The sequence below is a fragment of the Pseudoclavibacter sp. RFBJ3 genome (assembly GCF_002931375.1).
Lineage (GTDB): Bacteria > Actinomycetota > Actinomycetes > Actinomycetales > Microbacteriaceae > Pseudoclavibacter.
Genome location: NZ_PSXZ01000009.1, coordinates 214,912 through 232,543, shown reverse-complemented (window position 1 = coordinate 232,543; position 17,632 = coordinate 214,912). Strand labels below are relative to the sequence as shown.

The following is a 17,632-nucleotide window of genomic DNA, read 5'->3' as shown; positions in this document are numbered from 1 at the left end:
GGAAGAGGCTACTCCCAGCTGATCGTGACGACACCCGGGAGGCCGTAACCGCCGCTTGCGGTTGCCGATCCGGAACTGTTGGTCGAGGTGAGCACGGCCGCGCCAGTGGTGCCGCCAACGTAGTTTGATCCTGCGCCGCCGCCGCCGGTTCCGGCCGGCCCCTGCGGGGAACTGGAGCCGTAATAGATGGCTCCGCCGCCGCCGCCGAAGTAGCCGCCACCACCCCCTCCGCCGGAGGCCCCGTCTCCGGTGCCGTAGGCGTCGCCGCCAGCGGAGCCGTTGCCGGGGTTCCCTGTGCCGAATCGGGTGGGGCTTCCGCCAGAGGGTGTCCCTCCCGCGCCACCGGCGGTGGCAGTGCCCGCACCGCCGCCTTCCGCTGCGGCCCCGCCTCCACGCGTTCCGCGTGTGCCGGCTGCAGGTGGATTTCCGCCACTGCCGCCAGCGCCAGCAACTGCCGTCTGCGCACCCGAGGCTATTTCGGAGCCGGCTCCACAACCACCGCCGGCGACGACCACGGGGCGCCCACTCAGCACGATCGCCGAGCTCCCGCCACCGTTTCCGCCATCGTTGTTCGGGTCTCCTGTGCGGGCTCCGCCGTAGGATCCGACGCTCCAGCCGTCAGTCCGGTTGCCCCTGAGGGTGCCCCGCCCTGCGCCCCCGCCTCCGGCGACAAGGGTGAGCGTTGTAGCGACACCACCGAGGTTCAGCGTCCCGGTGATGACTGCCCCTCCACCGCCGGACTTCGAGGTAGGCCCGCCAGCGCCGCCTCGAATGGTGTAGGTGACGTTGCGGGCACCCGCAGGAATGTTGACCGTGAGGCGGCCTGCAGAAGCTGCCGTTGCGTTGACGGTCGCCGTTCCAGGGTTTCCGGACGCTGCGCTGATTGGGGCAGCGACTGCGCCCAGGATCACGGGTGCCGACCATGCGGCCCCTGCCAGGAGCCCGCGGCGATCAAGCCCCGCTTTCTCCGCATCCTTCTCGTTGTTCGTTTCTTCAATCCTCCAGGGGGTGCGCTGATGATCGCTCGATTCCGTGACGCGTCACTCGAGGGCGATCACAATGTCGTGACCAGAAACTTCTGGCTTTTCGGGGGTCATCTGGTTTGTCGGGGTCAAGGAGCGCGAGTTCACGTCGCGCGGTTCCGGAACGCGTGGTTTCGGCGTCATGCGTTGTCTGCTGAAAAGGGGTCACCAGTCGTCGCATGTCGACATCAAGCTAGGTCCTGCCCAGTAGTCACGCCCTGGCTGTCGCCACATGGAACAGCATTGTCACGATATGGCTCAAGGTCGGACATCGGTCATTTTCTCGGAGCAGCAGAGCGTGTTCCGAGATCGAAGAGCATCTCGACTGAGTCGACCGAGGGATGGAGCGCGAGGGACGTCGGTAGCAATGAGAGCCCGCTTCGGAAATGTGCGGCGCGGTGACCCCAGATCACCGCGCCGCACGGCGGGGTGCCGTGCACGCCATCCCCCGATAGCTCAGTCATCAGCACCCACATCGCTCACTGTAAGAGCACAATTCGCCGACCGAAGGCCCTGACGGAATCTAGAGCGAAACTGTCGCATTTCGAGACGTGAAGGTACTGGGTTGCCGGAGACTCCACGGATCCTCGTCGGGCCGCGTGGTCGAGTCGGTCATGATGATCACCGCCAAGATCAACTCGTCATCCGGCGCGGAGTGTGGGTACACTTGCCCGTCTTCAGCCCTATTGAGCCCCCGGGGATATCTGCCACCGAGGTGCGCGCGTCAAACCCGCGGTCGAGATGACTGCGCGTCACGAGTAGTTTTCGTGACGCTCCGTATCCCGGCCACGCGCCCATGTCTTCGGAAGTGCGGCAGCCTGCGGTGCTCACTGGCGTCTGAGTCTCTTAGCGGATTCGGCCGATTGGCCCGACTCGAACGATCGGAGCAGCATTGGATTCCGCACATTTTGTGGGTCTCGAGAACGATGAGGCACTGCAGTGGCTGCAAGAGCAGGGGTGGGAAGTTCGAGTTGTCGGCACGAAGGTCCGTGTCCACGCGGACATCATCGGGACCCCAGCCTTCACGCTGGGACGCATCTGGCAAACCGCGACGGGAGTTGACCCGGGATCTGGCTCCTACAATCCGGATCTTGTCTATGTGAATTTCGTCCTGACGGGTCATCTCATGGTTCAGAGCGCTGGCGGGCCGATGAGGAAGGTCGCTGCACCGCACTTCTACACGCATTCAGCACGTCGGCCGGCGAGCGTCTCGTCGACGGAGCCTCATTCGTGCCTGTTCATCGCGATTCCCAGGGAGCGCCTCGCAGAACTTCCATGGGTCGAGAGTCAGGCGCCAGGCCCGTTCGTGACGGAAAGTGCTTTCCGGAGAGTCTTCATCGCGGCGGCAAACGCTTCGCTGGACGCGAAGATTCAAGAGCAGCAGCATGGCTTCAGCTACTGGAGGCGTGGAGTCGAAGAGCTGCTGCTCGCTGCGCTCACGGAGACCAGAGTTCATGAGGATGTGAAAGTTAGTTCACCGCGAGACCAGCATCTCGCGCGTGCTCACCTGCTGATTGAGGAAAACTACCGGGATGCGGGCTTCTCGACCCAAGAGCTCGCGCGCGCTCTGAATATCTCCATTTCGCAGTTGCACCGCATATTCGCGGCCGAGGGGAAAACGGCAGGGGCAACTCTTCGAGCCAGGCGGGTGCATCGGGCCCGCACTCTTCTCGGTATGAGTGCGAACTCGAAATCCGAACTTCTCGGAATCGCACAGGAAAGTGGATTCCGATCCGTGCGAACCATGCGTCGACTCCTGAGAGAGGAAGGTGCGGAGCGCTCGTCTGGTGAGGCGTGATTCCGGAAAGGCAGCCGACGGCCCAAAGGTCCGAGGTCGGTTGCTCAGACCAGCTTCCTGATCTCGGTGACCGTCCGCAGCAGATGCGGCACGATGTCCTGGATCTTCTCCGGCGTCATCTCGTGCTCGAGGCCCGAGGTGCTGACGCCTCCGATGACGGAGCCATCCGCGGATCGGAGGGCTGCGCCGACGCATCGGATCCCGAGCTCGTTCTCCTGGTCGTCGATCGCCCATCCGCGCTCGGAGACGACGCGAAGCTGCGCCTGGAGCTCCCGCTTCGACACGATGGAGTGGGCCGTCCGTCTCGTGAGCTCAGCTGACATCAGCAGTTCGGAACTCAGCTCGGGGGAGAGGGCGGCGAGGATCGATTTGCCGATGGCTGTGGACCACAGCGGGATGGTGTCTCCGACGCGTGAGCGCATCTGGTACGCAGCCGGTCCGTCGATCTTGGCGACGTACATGAGCGTCGTCTGCCGGAACCGCGCCATGTGCACCGTGCAGCCCACCTCGTCGCGCAGTCGCTGGAGCAGCGGGAGGGCCTTCTGCGTCGCGCGTTCGTCGCGCTGCACGCTCGCAGCGAAGAGGTGCGTGCGGGCTCCCGGGCGGTAGGTGCGGTCTGCGCCGTGCTCGATCCAGTCATGCTCGACGAGGTCGCTGAGCACTCGGTGCACGGTGCTGACGGAGAGACCTGTCGCGGTCGCGAGGTCGGAGATGCGATGGTGCTCGGAGACGGCCTCCATGAGCGTGAGGCCCTTCATCAGGGCAGAGAGCGGGGGCTCCGAGTTCTCGGGCGATGGTGTCATGTCCTCATCCAATCGCGGCCGCTTGAGATTCCGCACTCCATCGAGTGGGCGACGGCGGCCGGGACGCGCTGTCGATTCGACTCTTCCTTGAGTCAGGTCAGTAGTTCGCACCCTAGCCTAGTTTCCGCTCTACAGAAAGTGCTTTCCATAGAGCCGAAAACTTGTAGTATCGCCACCATCGACGCAGAGAGGCGTCGGCTCCCCGGGTCGGGGGATTGACATCAAGGAGGATGTAATGACTACGAGAAGGCACAACGCAAAGGTGGCGCTCGCGCTGGCCGTCGGCGTCACCGTTGGCCTCACGGGGTGCGCCCCCGGAGAGGTCGTCAGCGGCGACGGCGGTGCAAGCGGGCCGTTGGAAGTCCAGGAGATCAACCCGGCAGACTTCGCCGGCGAGTCGCTGAGCTACGTCTACTTCACCGACGGTCCCGACGAGGCGGCAACACGCGACCTCATCGCATCGTTCGAGGAAGAGTACGACGTCACCGTGAACCTCGAGATCCTCCCGTACGCGGACCTCGTCACGTCCGTGCAGGCGCGGCTCTCGGGAGGCAACGCGCCCGACGTCGTGCGCCTCACGGGCCTCGGCGACTTCCAGAACGACCTCCTCGATCTGCGCACGTACCTCGGCGAGGACTACGCGTCCGAGTTCGTCGACGGCCCGGTCTCCGGTGCCACGACCGACGACGGGCAGCTCATCGCGGTCCCATCCGACCTCACCCTCAACGGTCCGTTCATCAACACCGACCTCTTCGAGCAGGCCGGCGTCCCGCTCCCCGATTCGAACGATCCATGGACCTGGGACGAGATGATCGACGCGGCCACGAAGGTCCAGACGGCGACGGGCACCGAGTACGCGTTCGCCATGGACAAGTCCGGGCACCGACTCTCCACTGTGCTCAGCCAGTACGGCACCGCACTCGTCGGCGACGGCGAGGTCGTCCTCGACGAGGCGAAGGCCGAAGCCGCCTTGCAGCCGCTCGTCGACATGATGGCCGACGGCCGCATGCCCCGCGACTTCTGGCTCGGCTCAGGCACTCGATACGAGGGTGCGAACGAGATCTTCCTCGCGCAGGACACCCCCGTCTACCTGTCCGGCAACTGGCAGGTCGGCCAGTTCGCCGCCAACGCGGACTTCAACTGGGCAGCAGCCCCCAATCCCTGCGCTGAAGAGTGCGGCGGATTCCCCGGCGGCAAGTACATGGCTGCGCTGAAGGAAGGCCCCAACCCGGCGCTCGCCGCGTTCTTCGTCCAGTACATGAACACCGCGGAGTCGCAGGAGAAGTTCGTCGCAGCAGGCGGGTTCCTCCCCACCCGCGCGGACCTCACGGAGCAGGGCGTCACCTACCCGGACCGTCAGGCCGACATGGACACGTTCCAGGCTGACCTCGCCCGCACTCCGGACCTCGGCTACGCCGCGAACGGCGACGTCGCCTTCAACGGCAGCGCCCTCGAGCTCGTCGACCAGCTTTCCCGAGTCGTCGCCGGCGAGAAGGATCTCAAGACCGCGGTCGCAGACGTCAAGTCGAACGCGCAGTCGCTCGTGGAGGAGCTGCACAAATGACGTCAGAGCGCACGGTCGCTCGGCGGAAGGTGATCGGGGGCAAGTCTCGGAAGCCCTTCAGCCTCCGCTCGGCGCCGTACCTGTTCCTCCTGCCCAACATGGCGATCTTCGGGCTGTTCACGATCTGGCCCGCCATCAACGGCTTCAACATCTCGATGTACTCGTCGTCGAACGGACGCACCTTCGCGTGGGAGGGGCTCGGCAACTACCAGACGATCCTCTCCGACACGGAGTTCTGGGGCATCGTCTGGCAGACCGTGGTCTACGCGGTGGCCTTCGTGCTCCTCTCCGTGGTCCTCGGCACGCTGCTCGCCGTCCTCGTCGAGCAGCAGCGGAGGGGGCGCTCCTTCTTCCGGGCGGTCTTCTTCATCCCGGTCCTCATCTCACCCGTGGTCGCGGGCCTCGTGTGGAACTGGATGCTGGAGCGTCAGGGGGGAATCGTCAACGCGTTCCTCGGCCTCTTCGGCGTCGCCCCGGTCCCGTGGCTCGTCGAGGGCCCCCTGGCCATGCTCTCGGTGATCGTCGTCGGGACCTGGATGCAGGTGGGCTTCTACATGCTCATCCTGCTCGCAGGCCTCCAGAGCATCGACCCGTCGCTGTACGAGGCGGCGCAGCTCGATGGCGCCTCCAGATGGAAGCAGTTCACGAACGTCACGCTGCCCCTGCTGCAGCCGAGCATCCTGGTCGTCGTCGTGCTCGCCACGATCCACGGCTTCCAGGCGTTCGACTTCATCTACACCCTCACGGGCGGTGGACCGGTCGGCGCGACCACCCTCATCGTCCAGTACATCTACGAGAACGGCTTCGTGTCGCCGATCCGCTACGGGCTCGCCTCTGCGGGGAGCGTGCTGCTCTTCATCGTCATCTTCACGATCACCATCGTGAATTACCTGATCGGACGAAAGCGGGACGCGGTATGACCACCGAGACGGCAAGCAATTTCATCGCCACGCAGGAACCGCGCCGGAGCTGGACCTCCACTGGGTCGAAGAAAGTCACCTCGACGGACGCACTGCGCGTCGTCATCCTGGTCACGGCGACGCTCGTGGCGCTCATCCCGATCGTCTGGCTCGTCCTCGGCTCGTTCAAGTCGCCCGCCGAACTGGCGATGCGGCCACCCGCGCTGCTGCCAGAGACCTGGGGGTTCGGCAACTACACGGAAGCCCTCTCGCGGTTCAACTTCGCCGGGTACTTCCTGAACAGCGTCGTGGTCACGATCGGGGCGACCGTGCTCACGCTTTCCGTCAACTCGATGGCGGCGTACGCACTCGCGAAGTACAACTTCCGGGGGAAGAACTTCCTGTTCATCCTCACCCTGGCGACCATCATGATCCCGCTGCAGGTGATCCTGATCCCCGTCTACCAGGTCGTCGCATCCATGGGGCTCGTGAACACGCTCTGGGGCCTCATCATCCCGGCAGCAGCGACGCCGACGGGGGTGTTCATCCTCCGCCAGTACATGCTGTCGATCCCCGACGAGCTCATCGAGGCGGCGCGGATGGACGGCGCGGGCGAGTTCCGCATCTTCGCCACCATCGTGCTGCCGATGTGCCGGCCCGCGCTCGCGGTCGTCGCGATCCTGTCGGTCATGTGGCGGTGGAACGACTTCCTGTGGCCGCTCGTCGTGGCGCAGAGCGAATCGGTCTACACGCTGCCGGTGGCACTCGCCCGATTCACGGCGGAGGAGACGGTCCCGTTCAACCTCATCATCGCCATGAGCGTGGTCAGCATCGTCCCCGTCATCATCCTCTTCCTGTTCTTCCAGAAGCAGGTCACGACGGGTATCGCGAACACGGGCCTCAAGTAGCCCGTCACTCACCATCGATCTTGGACAAGGAAACACACGGAGCATGAGTTCTTCACTCACAGTCACCAACCGGACCGTTCACCTCGCCGACGCAGACGGCACGATCAGGGATTGGCTGGTTTCACCGGCCTGGGCAAGCAGCTGCGACGACCTCGACGCGTTTCTCTCCGAAGACGGGGAACCGTGGGGAGACGGCAGATGGTTGCTGACGAACGGACCAGACGTCGGCGAGCTGAAGCAGCGGCTGTACGCCGCGCACCAGCTCGACGATGCACAGGACCTCCCGGAGGTCATCGAGGGCGGTCCGGTCAGCTGGGCCGCCAACGGGCAGAGCTCGAGCGCCGAGTGGGCGCGCGTGCACACCCCGGCCGACGGCTTCGTCGACTGGTCGGCGTTCTGCTTCACCCCGGAGTACCGGGCGTCCCTCGCGGCCACGGCGGTGGAGGTCGACCAGAGCGAGTGGCGGACGATCGAGGTGCACACGACGGGCCCGTTCGTCCTCTGGGTGGGAGGCGAAGTCGTCCTGCGGGGCGATCAGGTCTCCTACATGGAGCCGCTCACCTCCTCGGTACGGGTGCGTCTGCCATCGGGGGTCACGCCGCTGCACCTGGCGACCTGGCAGGTCGCATTCCGGGAGTGCAGGCACATCGTGCGCGTCCGGGTCGAGGGGCTGCCGGTTCGCGTGGTCATCCCCTCGCCCGGTGCCGACGAGCACGCCGGCCGTCTCGCAGAGCAGGTGCTGAATCGGGTCGCGTCCACGAGCTGGGCACTGGAGGGGCCGGTCGCCGCCTTCTCCGCGCCGCGCGGTGTGCGGTTCCGCGTCCGAACGAGCGACCACGAGGACTGGCAGCTCGTGGAAGCGGACGAGCAGGGCAAGGTCCGCTTCCGCGTCGGCGGGGTCGCCGAGGAAGACGCCTTCGCGGAAGGTGACGCAGCCTCAGCAGGCGCCTCCATGCTGAGCACGGGGGAGAGCATCGTGCAGATCGGCCTCGATGACCCCCGGTGCCCGCAGCTTCGTCGCATCCGAGTCGCCGTCGTTCCGCCGGACAGCAGGGAACAACCCCACGGCGATCCTGCGCTGTGGCGCGACGAGGTGCTCCGCTTCGTGGCTGGCCTCGAGGACGACACCCCCACCGAGGCCGGGCTCGCCGGTCTCCTCGCTCGCCACGAGCTGCTCGGCGACGTGCGCGTCGAGCCTTCTGACCTCGCGTCTGCGCTGCACCGGGTCGAGACGCGCGGCGACTGCGCCGACTTCGAGGTGCTCTCGATGCTGCTCGCCTGGCACCGGGTGCCGAGCGATGCCTGGTCCGTCGGGCTGCGCGACCGAGTGCAGGGCGCCGTGACAGGCATGAAGTACTGGATCACCCAACCCGGCCTCGACGCCATGTGCTACTTCACGGAGAACCACCAGTTCGTCTGGCACGTCGCAGAGCTGCTCGCCGGGGAGACCTTCCCAGACGAGGTCTTCTCCGTCGACGGGCGAACGGGTGCCGAGCATGCGGACGAGGCGCGCATCCGCGCCGCCGGATGGCTCGACCGCAAGCTGTCCGGCGGGTTCAGCGAGTTCGACTCGAACGCGTACCTCGCCATCGACAGCTACGCCCTCTGCATGCTGATCGAGCTCGGGGTCGACGACCGTCTCACCGAGGCCTCGCGGGTGCTCCTCGACAAGGTGCTCTTCACACTCGCCTGCAACTCGTGGCGCGGCACGCACGGAGCGGCGCACGGGCGCTCGTACGTGCACACGCTGCGCAGCTCGCGCTTCGAGGAGACCTCGCCCATCCTGCGCCTGCTCGCCGGAGTCGGCAGCCTCAACGACGCCGTGCTGCCGGTGACCACGCTCGCGATCTCGCGGAAGTACGCCGTGCCGGCGATCATCCGCAAGCTCGCCGGGGAGCCGCCCCGCGAATGGTGGGGCACCCAGGTCTACCGCGGGAAGCTGGCGTTCGAACGGGACCTCCTCAGCAGGCCGTACCGCTCAGACCTCCGCGTCTGGAAGACCCCGGACGTGATGCTCTCGAGCGTGCAGGACTACCGAGCCGGGCTGCCCGGCCTCCAGGAGCACATCTGGGGCGCCACGCTCGCCCGCGAGTTCCAGATCTTCGTCACGCATCCCGCGAACGCGGATACGGGGTCTTCGGCGAGGCCCAACGCGTGGGCCGGTCACCGAGTGCTCCCGCGCGTGCATCAGCACCGGAACGTGGTCGTGCATCTCCAGCGATTCACGAGCAGCGACCCCATCACGAGAACGCACCTCTGGCTGCCGTCCGAGCAGGCGGACGAGCTCGTCGTCGGCGGCGAGTGGATCGCCGCCCGGCGCGGGGACGGTTACGTCGCCATCGCGACTCCCGGCGGCGTGCGCCCCATCGCGACCGGTGAAACCGCTCAGCAGGAGTGGATACCGGCCGAACACGGCGCGGTCTGGGTCGCCGTCGCCGGTCGGAAAGAGTCGGACGGCGACTTCCAGACGTGGGCCGCCGGCCTGCAAACTGCGACCCTCGACTGGAACCCGAGCGGCGCCGACGACCCCGGCGTCCGGTTCCAGCTGGGATCCGGACCGAAGCTGGACGTGACCTTCTCGAGCGCGCTGCTCGTCGACGACGTGCCAGAGGGATTCAGCGACGGCACCATCGTCGAGGAACAGCACCTCCAGAACCCGGCGACGCGCAGCGCGTTCGGTGACGCCGAGATCATCGCGGAATGGGACGGCGAGCTGCTCCAGCTGCCCGTCGAGCACGTCCGTCAGGGACTCGCGCAGATCGGCGGTGACGCACATGGCCGGTGAGGACACCTCCTCGGCGGACCTCGCTCCACCGCCGCTGCCGCCGTTGACGAAGGCCGCGGCCGGAAGCGGATTCGCCGAGCTCGAGGGCGATCTCCTGCGCGGCACCCTCGCCATGGGCGTCGACAGATGGTTCTGGGGCGAGGGGGTCTGCCTCCTCGCGACGTGGCGCGCCGCCGAAGCTCGCGGGGCGACACCCCCGCAGCTCGTGCTCGACTACATGGGACGCCACGCGACGCGTCTCCCCGTGCTCGAGCACGTCAACAACATGGCACCGGCCGCCACGGCAGCCGAACTGCTGCGCGCATCCGGTGATCCAGGTGCTCGACGCCTCGTCGATGCCTGCCTGGCCTGGTACCAGGACGCACCGGAAGCGACCAGGGCCTCGAACGGCGCGCTCGAGCACTGGCCGGGCGGAGTCTGGGCCGACACCGTGTACATGGCTGGCGAGTTCCTCCTGCGGGCCGGGCGCGCGCTCGAACGCCCCGAGCTCACGCGGGAGGCGGTTCAGCAGTGGCTCGCCCATGCCGAGCAGCTGCAGGACACGAGCACGGGCCTCTTCGCCCACGGCACCAACCAGGGCACACGGATCGACTGCTTCTGGGGGCGCGCCAACGCGTGGATCGCACTTGCCGGTGCGGACCTGCTGCACCTCGCAGGCGACGATCCGGCCATCGGCGAGGTCCGGGAACGACTCGCCGTGCAGCTCCAGACCCTCGCTGCGCTCCAACCGGACCACGGCGTCTGGGACGTCCTCGTGGACGGCCCCATCGAGACCAGAGGAATCCTCGAGACGTCCGCGGCAGCCGGAATCGGGGCCGCGCTGCTCCGTGGAAGCGCGCTCCTCGAGCAACAGCTGCCAGTCGCCGACCGGCCCCTGCGGCGAGCCGGCGAGCGCGCTGTCCTCGGTTCGCTGGCGTACGTCGACGACGGTCGACTCACCCGAGTGAGCGCTGGAACCGTGCTCCAGCTCATCCCCTTCGGCTACTCCGTGATCCGAGACGACCGCGTCCAGCCGTGGGGACAGGGCCTCGCCCTGGAGGCGATCGCCGCCTGGAACGAGACGACAGCACCATCATCATCAGCCCCCGAACCAGAGGAGCACTCATGACCATCACCAAGTACGCCCACAGCCCCAACGCCGTCGCAGCCATGAAGACCGACGAGCTGCGTTCCTCGTTCCTCATGGAGGAGCTGTTCGCCGCGGGTGAGGCGCGAAGCGTCTACCTGCACCACGATCGGATCCTCGCGTTCGGCGTCGTGCCGCTCGACGAACCACTCGAGCTGCCCACGCCCGACCAGGTGCGTGCCGAGTTCGTCCTGCAGCGCCGCGAGGCCGGTGTCATCAACGTCGGCGGACCGGGCACCGTGCACGTCGGCGGCGAGGCCCACGAGCTCGCGCACGTCGGCACGATGTACCTCGGACGCGGGGAACGCGAAGTGCGGTTCTCCTCGGCCGACCCAGCGAACCCTGCCGCGTTCTACGTGTTCACCGCGACCTCGCACCAGGACCTCCCGACGACCAAGATCACGCCGGACATGACCAACGTCGTCGAGCTCGGCGACCCCGAGAACGCCAACCGCCGCACACTGAACCAGTGCATCTACGAGGGTGGGACCCGCAGCTCGCAGATCGCGTTCGGGTTCACGCAGGTTCACTCGGGCAGCGCCTGGAACACCCTCCCAGCGCACACGCACGACCGACGAACGGAGTGCTACCTGTACTTCGATCTCGCGCCGGAGCACCGGGTCTTCCACGTCATGGGGGAGCCGCAGGAGACCAGGCACCTCGTCGTGTCGAACCGTCAGCTCGTGGTCTCGCCGAGCTGGTCGGTGCACTTCGGTGCGGGTACCGGCCCGTACACGTTCGTGTGGGCGACCGCGGGCGAGAACACCACCTACAACGACATGGACCCCGTCGACACCACGCTGGTGCGGTGAGCAGAGCGAGCCCTGCCGTCGGATGACGGCAGGGCTCGCTGCCTTGGTGAGACAGGATCGACGTGTCCCTCTCGCCTGATCGTCTAGGTTTATCCGGATGATGATGATGTCGAGGTGGGCAGCGAGTGTGCTCCTCGTGTCGGTTCTCGCGGGGATCCTCGCGGCAGTGTTCGCCGCCATGCGGTCCGACTGGGCGACTGGGCTCGCAGCGCTCATCGCGCTCGCGGCCGCATGGGCCTCGATCTGGCTGGTGCTGCGCGGGCATGCGCGCGACCGTGCGCGGCTCGAGGAGGTCACCGAGCTCAGCACGAGGCGGGCCGACCAGGCATCGGTGCTGAGCCACGAGCTCCGCACGCCGCTCGCGGTCATCCAGGGGGCCGGGGAGCTCCTCGCGGAGGAGAAGGCCGGCCCGCTCACCGAGAAACAGGCCGTGTTCGTGCATCGCATCGTCGACAACGCCGTTCGGATGCACAACTTCTCGGAGCAACTGCTCACGAGGGCCCGCCTCGAGGCCGGCCTCGTGTCGATCGAGCGCTCTCGGGTCGACCTCAGAGTGCTGTTCCGGGGCGTCGTCGAGGAGCTGTCGGAGATCTCCGATGTCACGGTCGTGCTGGATGCCCCTGGCGCCCCGGTCAGCGCGTTCGTCGACCCGCAGCTCACGAGGCAGGTCATCACGAACCTCGTGAACAACGCGGCGAGGAGCGAGTCGGCGGGCGGTCGCGTGGAAGTGCGTATCGTTCCTGGGGACGACGAGGTCATGATCTCGGTCAGCGACGGAGGGACGGGGATGACGGAGACACAGCGGGAACGCCTGTTCAGCCGGTTCTCGAGCGGCCGCCCGCTCGGCAACGGCACCGGCATCGGGCTCTTCATCTCGCAGCAGTTCGTGGAGCTGCAGGGTGGCCGCATCCATGTCGACACGATCTCGGGAAAAGGGACGACGATGATGTTCACGCTGCCCCTTGCCGATCCAGCCATCGTGAGGCGTCGACGATGACCGCGCCGCACAGTCTCGCGTTCGTCGTCGACGACGAACCGGCGATGCTCGACATCGTCACGTTCGCGTTGGAGACGCAGGGGTTCACGACGGAGTCGTTCCGCTCGGCGGAGAGCGCGTGGACGGCCCTCGAGCGTTCTCGCCCGGACCTCGTGGTGCTCGACATCATGCTGCCGGGCATCTCAGGCATCTCGCTGTGCCAGCGCATCAAGTCCCGCTGGGACCTGCCGGTGATCCTCGTGACCGCGAAGGGCGAGGTCTCCGACCGGATCGCGGGGCTGGAGGCGGAGGCCGACGACTACGTCGCGAAGCCGTTCCACCCGCGCGAGCTGGCACTCAGGGCGCAGCGGCTCGTGCGGCGGCCGGAGTCGTCGCGTGCCGTCGTGACCTCGGGGGTCCGACTCGAGCTCGACCCCGCGAGCCACGATGTCATCGTCGCCGCGGAGCGGGTCTCGCTCACCAACACCGAGTACAAGCTCCTCGCCGCCCTCATGGCGCACCCAAACTCACCGCTCGACTTCTCGCAGCTCCTCCTCATGTGCTGGGGCGAGTACGACCGCCACGGGGATCGGGAGATGATCAAGGCCGCGGTCTACCGGATGCGCCACAAGCTCGAGGCGGCCGTCACGGGAAGCGCGGCGGCGATCGAGAGCGTGCGGGGCACCGGCTACCTGCTCCGCGCCGACCGCACCTGAGCGTCGTCCGTCACCAGGGCTCCCGCCCAACTCGGTGACAGAGCTGTCACCGAGCATCACCGAGCTGTCACGGGCGTGCCCGCATCCCGCTCGTAGCGTTGGCAACGTCGAGCACAGCTCACTGATGCTCGGCAGTTCGAAGACCAGGACAAAGGAGTTCTCCCGCATGCAACGCACACTGCTTCCCTTCGCGGTCGCGGCAACAGCCGTCACCGCTCTCCTCGCCGGCTGCTCGGCGGGTGCGGGCACCGAGGCGGGCGCCTCAAGCGAACCGGTCACCTTCATCTGCACCCCGCAGGAGGACTGGTGCCAGGTCATCGCCGCCGAGTTCACGGCGGCCTCCGGCATCCCGGCGAACTACGTGCGGCTGAGCGGCGGCGAGGCCGTCGCACGCCTCAGCGCGACAGGAGACACCCCGGAGTTCGACGCCTGGTTCGGCGGCGGCGCCGAGGGGCATCTCGCGGCCGACGAATCCGGCTTCCTCGAGCCGTACACCTCACCGAACGCCGAGCAGATCCCGTCGGAATACAAGGACGCGGATGGGCGCTGGACCGGCGTCTACGTCGGCGCGCTGAGCTTCTGCTCGAACACCGACGTGCTCGAGGAGATCGGTGCCGAGGCGCCGACCTCCTGGGCGGACCTGCTCGACCCGAAGTTCAAGGGGAACATCGCCATGGCGCACCCCGGCACCTCCGGCACGGCGTACCAGGCGCTCTGGACCGAGGTCGAGCTCAACGACGGCGACCAGGATGCGGCCATCGGCTTCTTCGGCAAGCTGCACTCGAACATCCTCCAGTACTCGAAGAGCGGCAGCGCGCCGGGCCAGATGGCAGGTCGCGGTGAGGTCGCCACCGGCGTGATCTTCGCCCAGGACTGCCAGAAGTTCGTGAACGAGGGCTTCACGAACCTCGAGACGACCTTCCCCTCCGAGGGAACCGGCTACGAGGTCGGGGCCGTCTCGCTCATCAAGAACGCGAAGAACCCAGAGGGCGCCAAGGCGTTCATCGACTGGACCCTCACGGCAGAGGCCCAGGATCTCGCCGCGACCGTCGGCAGCTACAGCGTGCCGACGAACCCGGACGCGGTCATCACGGAGGACATGGTCGACTTCGACACCGTGAAGCTCGTGCACGCCGACATCGACGCCGCGGGTCAGGCGCGCAACGAGCTCACCGGACGGTTCGACTCGGAGGTGGCGCCTGCTCCCAAGGAGTAGAAGCGCGGACGAACAATGACCTCAACACTCGAAGCAGTCGCTGGCGGCGCCACGCCGCCAGCGGCCCCCGCCCCCGCACGAGGACGCGGTTCGCGCTCGGCGCCGCGGTCACGAGCCCGCGCCGACCGCAGCGTCGTGATCCTCGGCACGGCCGTCGCCGTCATCCTCCTGCTCCTCATCGGCTACCCGGTGATGAGCCTCCTCTCCGCAGCCTTCGCCCCGGATGGGCTCGCGGTGCTCGCGAGCATCGTGACCGACCCCGTCAACCATCGGATCGTGCTCAACACACTGGTCCTCGGGCTCATCGTCGGGGTCCTGGGCACCATCATCGGCTTCCTGTTCGCGTTCGCCCAGGTCCGCATCGCGTTCCGCGGCAAACGAGCGCTGCACCTGCTCGCGATGGTCCCGATCGTGGCGCCCCCGTTCGCGGTCGCCACCGCCGTCATCACGCTCTTCGGCCGCAACGGCGCCATCAGCAACGGCATCTTCGGCATCAAGGGTGACATCTACGGGCTCTCCGGCCTGGTGCTCGTCCTCGCCCTGTCCTTCTTTCCCGTCGCCTACATGAACTTCAAGGGCATGCTCGAGTCGCTCGACCCGAGCCTCGACGAGGCCGCAGCTGGCCTCGGGGCGAGCAAGATCAAGGTGTTCTTCTCCGTCACCATCCCCATGCTCGTCCCCGGCTTCGCCGGGTCCTTCCTCCTGCTGTTCGTGGAGTCCATCGCCGACCTCGCGAACCCGCTGGTCCTCGGCGGCGACTACACGGTCCTCGCGAGCCGGGCCTACCTCGCCGTCACCGGCGACTACAACACGAGCGCGGGCGCTGCCTACTCGCTCACGATCCTCGTGCCAGCCCTCCTCGTGTTCCTCGTGCAGCGCTACTGGGTCTCGAAGCGCAGCGTCGTGACCGTGACGGGCAAGCCGACGGGACGATCCGAGCAGATCACCGCACCGAGCATCCGGGTGCCCATCCTCCTGCTCGTCGGCTCGATCAGCGCGCTCATCGTCACGATCTACGTGACCGTCCTGACCGGTGGCTTCATGAAGGTGCCAGGGGTCAACAACGAGTTCACGCTCGACCACTTCACCTTCGTCCTCACGGGCATCGGCTCGAAGGCCATGATCGACACGGCCACCCTGGCCCTCATCGCGGCCCCGATCGCCGGTGTGCTCGGGATGCTCATCGCCTGGCTCGTCGTCCGGAAGCTGCGTCGCACCTCCGGACTGCTCGACTTCGTCGGGATGCTGGGGCTGGCCGTGCCCGGCACCGTCCTCGGCATCGGCTACGCGCTCAGCTACATCACGCCGACCACGATCTTCGGCGTGCAGATCCTGCCGGCCCTCGCCGGTGGAAGCGCGGCGTTCTCCGGCGGCATCGCGATCGTGATGGTCTACATCACCCGCTCGCTGCCATCCGGCCAGCGTTCGGGCATCGCGGCGCTCAACCAGATCCATCCCGCCATCGAGGAAGCCTCCACGTCGCTCGGCGCCGGGTCGGGGACGACGTTCCGCAAGGTGACACTGCCGCTCATCCAGTCGGCCCTCCTCACCGGCCTGACCTTCGCGTTCGCCAGGTCCATGACGACGCTGTCGCCCATCGTGTTCCTCACCACCCCAGGCATCAAGATCATGACCTCGCAGATCCTCGCCGAGGTCGACTCGGGGCGCTTCGGGAACGCGTTCGCGTACTGCACGGTGCTCATCCTCATCGTGCTGACGCTCATCCTCATCATCAACTTCCTCGTCCGAAAGGTGATCTTCCGTGGTCGCACACACCGTCGTTGACTCCGTCGAAGGCCTCGCCGAGGCTGTCGGCATCGACCCTGAGGCCGCACTCGGCCGCATCACCCTCCGCAAGCTGACGAAGCGATACGGAGCCAAGGCCGACGACCCGTTGGCCGTCGACTCCGTCGATCTCGAGATCGAACCTGGCGAGTTCATCACCCTCCTCGGCCCCTCCGGCTGCGGCAAGACCTCGACGCTGCGGATGATCGCCGGGTTCGAGGAGCCGACCTCGGGGGAGCTCGAACTCGACGGGGCCGACATGATCCGCGTCGCCCCGAACCAGCGGCCCATGTCGATGGTCTTCCAGTCGTATGCGCTCTTCCCGCACCTGTCCGTCCGCGAGAACGTCTCGTACGGGTTGAAGCTCAAGAAGATGCCGGCGGCGCGGATGCGCGAGGAGGTCGACACGGTCCTGACGATCATGAACCTCATGAACTTCGCCGACCGGGCGCCCCACCAGCTGTCCGGAGGTCAGCAGCAGCGCGTCGCCCTCGCCCGTGCGCTGGTCATGCGACCGAAGGTGCTGCTCTTCGACGAGCCCCTCTCGAACCTCGACGCGAAGCTGCGCGTCCTGATGCGCAACGAGATCCGCCGCCTGCAGCGTCGACTCGGCATCACGAGCATCTTCGTCACCCACGACCAGGACGAGGCGATGACGCTCTCCGACCGCATCGTCGTCATGAACCGCGGCCGGATCGAGCAGGTCGATGTCCCGGACGCCGTGTACCGGCGCCCGGAGTCGGTGTTCGTCGCCGACTTCATCGGCCGCGCGACGTTCCTCGACGCCACCCTCCTCGCCGAGCCGGCGAATGGACGGGCCCGGGTCGTGGCGCTCGGCCGGGAGTTCGAGACGGACTGCCAGGACGGCGTCACGATCGACACGGAGGTGCTCCTCATGATCAGGCCGGAGTCGGTGCGACTCTCCGGTCGAGTGGAGGCCGCGGAGGTCCACGGAGACGTCGGACGGGTCCTCACGACCATCTTCCACGGCGACAGCGTCGAGTACGAGATCGAGACCGACACGGGGACGATCGTGGCGCAGGTCTCGGACCCATCCGTCGAGGACATCCTGCGCCCCATGGACTGCGTTCGCGTTGGCATCGCCCCGGAACGCGGATGGCTGCTGCCCAAGACGGGCGACGAAGGCGACGACACGGCGGCTCACTAGGCGCCTGAGCGGTGTGCGGTCCCGGGCCACTTCCTCCCCGAAGGCGGTGGCCCG

The 17,632-nt window shown here is 67.1% G+C and carries 14 protein-coding genes; 12 read left to right on the top strand and 2 right to left on the bottom strand.

The window, feature by feature from the left end; genetic code table 11:
* Nucleotides 1–8: 8 nt before the first annotated feature.
* A complete protein-coding gene (locus C5E07_RS19195) occupies nucleotides 9–911 on the bottom strand; it encodes a hypothetical protein (RefSeq protein WP_146080569.1) in 903 nt (300 codons plus the stop codon).
* A gap of 1,003 nt (nucleotides 912–1,914) precedes the next feature.
* Here C5E07_RS19195 and C5E07_RS10435 point away from each other — a divergent pair.
* Complete coding sequence (locus C5E07_RS10435) at nucleotides 1,915–2,820, top strand: helix-turn-helix domain-containing protein (RefSeq protein ID WP_146080568.1); 906 nt, start codon at nucleotides 1,915–1,917, stop codon at nucleotides 2,818–2,820.
* Between the two features lie 44 nt (nucleotides 2,821–2,864).
* Here C5E07_RS10435 and C5E07_RS10430 read toward each other — a convergent pair whose 3' ends face one another.
* Nucleotides 2,865–3,623 carry an IclR family transcriptional regulator gene (locus C5E07_RS10430; protein WP_146080567.1) on the bottom strand — a complete coding sequence of 253 codons (759 nt, stop codon included), beginning with the start codon at nucleotides 3,621–3,623 and terminating at the stop codon, nucleotides 2,865–2,867.
* 235 nt (nucleotides 3,624–3,858) lie between these two features.
* Between C5E07_RS10430 and C5E07_RS10425 the strand changes: the two genes are divergently transcribed.
* The 11 genes from C5E07_RS10425 to C5E07_RS10375 all read left to right on the top strand — a co-directional run bounded on the left by C5E07_RS10425 (nucleotide 3,859) and on the right by C5E07_RS10375 (nucleotide 17,578).
* Complete coding sequence (locus tag C5E07_RS10425; protein ID WP_104242405.1) at nucleotides 3,859–5,187, top strand: ABC transporter substrate-binding protein; 1,329 nt, start codon at nucleotides 3,859–3,861, stop codon at nucleotides 5,185–5,187.
* Nucleotides 5,184–6,107: a carbohydrate ABC transporter permease gene (locus C5E07_RS10420; RefSeq protein ID WP_104242403.1), complete on the top strand. Its 924-nt coding sequence runs from the start codon at nucleotides 5,184–5,186 to the stop codon at nucleotides 6,105–6,107. The genes C5E07_RS10425 and C5E07_RS10420 overlap by 4 nt, the downstream gene beginning before the upstream one ends.
* Complete coding sequence (locus C5E07_RS10415; RefSeq protein ID WP_104242401.1) at nucleotides 6,104–6,994, top strand: carbohydrate ABC transporter permease; 891 nt, start codon at nucleotides 6,104–6,106, stop codon at nucleotides 6,992–6,994. The genes C5E07_RS10420 and C5E07_RS10415 overlap by 4 nt, the downstream gene beginning before the upstream one ends.
* Nucleotides 6,995–7,037: 43 nt before the next feature.
* Entirely contained in the window at nucleotides 7,038–9,779 is a 2,742-nt protein-coding gene (locus C5E07_RS10410) for a hypothetical protein (protein ID WP_181057922.1), read from the top strand.
* Entirely contained in the window at nucleotides 9,769–10,887 is a 1,119-nt protein-coding gene (locus C5E07_RS10405) for a glycoside hydrolase family 88 protein (RefSeq protein WP_146080566.1), read from the top strand. Before C5E07_RS10410 ends, C5E07_RS10405 begins: the two co-directional genes overlap by 11 nt.
* Nucleotides 10,884–11,717: a 5-dehydro-4-deoxy-D-glucuronate isomerase gene (kduI, locus tag C5E07_RS10400; protein WP_104242397.1), complete on the top strand. Its 834-nt coding sequence runs from the start codon at nucleotides 10,884–10,886 to the stop codon at nucleotides 11,715–11,717. The genes C5E07_RS10405 and kduI overlap by 4 nt, the downstream gene beginning before the upstream one ends.
* 97 nt (nucleotides 11,718–11,814) lie before the next feature.
* Nucleotides 11,815–12,714 (top strand): sensor histidine kinase KdpD, encoded by a 900-nt coding sequence (locus tag C5E07_RS10395; RefSeq protein ID WP_104299378.1) that lies wholly within the window; start codon nucleotides 11,815–11,817, stop codon nucleotides 12,712–12,714.
* Nucleotides 12,711–13,409 (top strand): response regulator transcription factor, encoded by a 699-nt coding sequence (locus C5E07_RS10390; protein WP_104299377.1) that lies wholly within the window; start codon nucleotides 12,711–12,713, stop codon nucleotides 13,407–13,409. Before C5E07_RS10395 ends, C5E07_RS10390 begins: the two co-directional genes overlap by 4 nt.
* 166 nt (nucleotides 13,410–13,575) lie before the next feature.
* The gene (locus tag C5E07_RS10385; protein WP_104299376.1) at nucleotides 13,576–14,625 is read left to right on the top strand and encodes an ABC transporter substrate-binding protein; all 1,050 of its coding nucleotides are present in this window, start codon (nucleotides 13,576–13,578) and stop codon (nucleotides 14,623–14,625) included.
* 15 nt (nucleotides 14,626–14,640) lie between these two features.
* Nucleotides 14,641–16,410 carry an iron ABC transporter permease gene (locus tag C5E07_RS10380; protein WP_104299375.1) on the top strand — a complete coding sequence of 590 codons (1,770 nt, stop codon included), beginning with the start codon at nucleotides 14,641–14,643 and terminating at the stop codon, nucleotides 16,408–16,410.
* Nucleotides 16,388–17,578, top strand: a complete 1,191-nt coding sequence (locus C5E07_RS10375; protein WP_219820070.1) for an ABC transporter ATP-binding protein — start codon at nucleotides 16,388–16,390, stop codon at nucleotides 17,576–17,578. Before C5E07_RS10380 ends, C5E07_RS10375 begins: the two co-directional genes overlap by 23 nt.
* Nucleotides 17,579–17,632 lie beyond the last annotated feature (54 nt).

Bases quoted from the DNA above. Each gene is read 5' to 3' on its own strand.
- C5E07_RS10415 (WP_104242401.1), top strand. From the start codon at position 6,104: ATGACCACCGAGACGGCAAGCAATTTCATCGCCACGCAGGAACCGCGC.
- C5E07_RS10380 (WP_104299375.1), top strand. From the start codon at position 14,641: ATGACCTCAACACTCGAAGCAGTCGCTGGCGGCGCCACGCCGCCAGCG.
- C5E07_RS10385 (WP_104299376.1), top strand. From the start codon at position 13,576: ATGCAACGCACACTGCTTCCCTTCGCGGTCGCGGCAACAGCCGTCACC.
- C5E07_RS10425 (WP_104242405.1), top strand. From the start codon at position 3,859: ATGACTACGAGAAGGCACAACGCAAAGGTGGCGCTCGCGCTGGCCGTC.
- C5E07_RS10410 (WP_181057922.1), top strand. From the start codon at position 7,038: ATGAGTTCTTCACTCACAGTCACCAACCGGACCGTTCACCTCGCCGAC.
- C5E07_RS10390 (WP_104299377.1), top strand. From the start codon at position 12,711: ATGACCGCGCCGCACAGTCTCGCGTTCGTCGTCGACGACGAACCGGCG.
- C5E07_RS10405 (WP_146080566.1), top strand. From the start codon at position 9,769: ATGGCCGGTGAGGACACCTCCTCGGCGGACCTCGCTCCACCGCCGCTG.
- kduI (WP_104242397.1), top strand. From the start codon at position 10,884: ATGACCATCACCAAGTACGCCCACAGCCCCAACGCCGTCGCAGCCATG.
- C5E07_RS10395 (WP_104299378.1), top strand. From the start codon at position 11,815: ATGATGATGATGTCGAGGTGGGCAGCGAGTGTGCTCCTCGTGTCGGTT.
- C5E07_RS10420 (WP_104242403.1), top strand. From the start codon at position 5,184: ATGACGTCAGAGCGCACGGTCGCTCGGCGGAAGGTGATCGGGGGCAAG.
- C5E07_RS10430 (WP_146080567.1), bottom strand. From the start codon at position 3,623: ATGACACCATCGCCCGAGAACTCGGAGCCCCCGCTCTCTGCCCTGATG.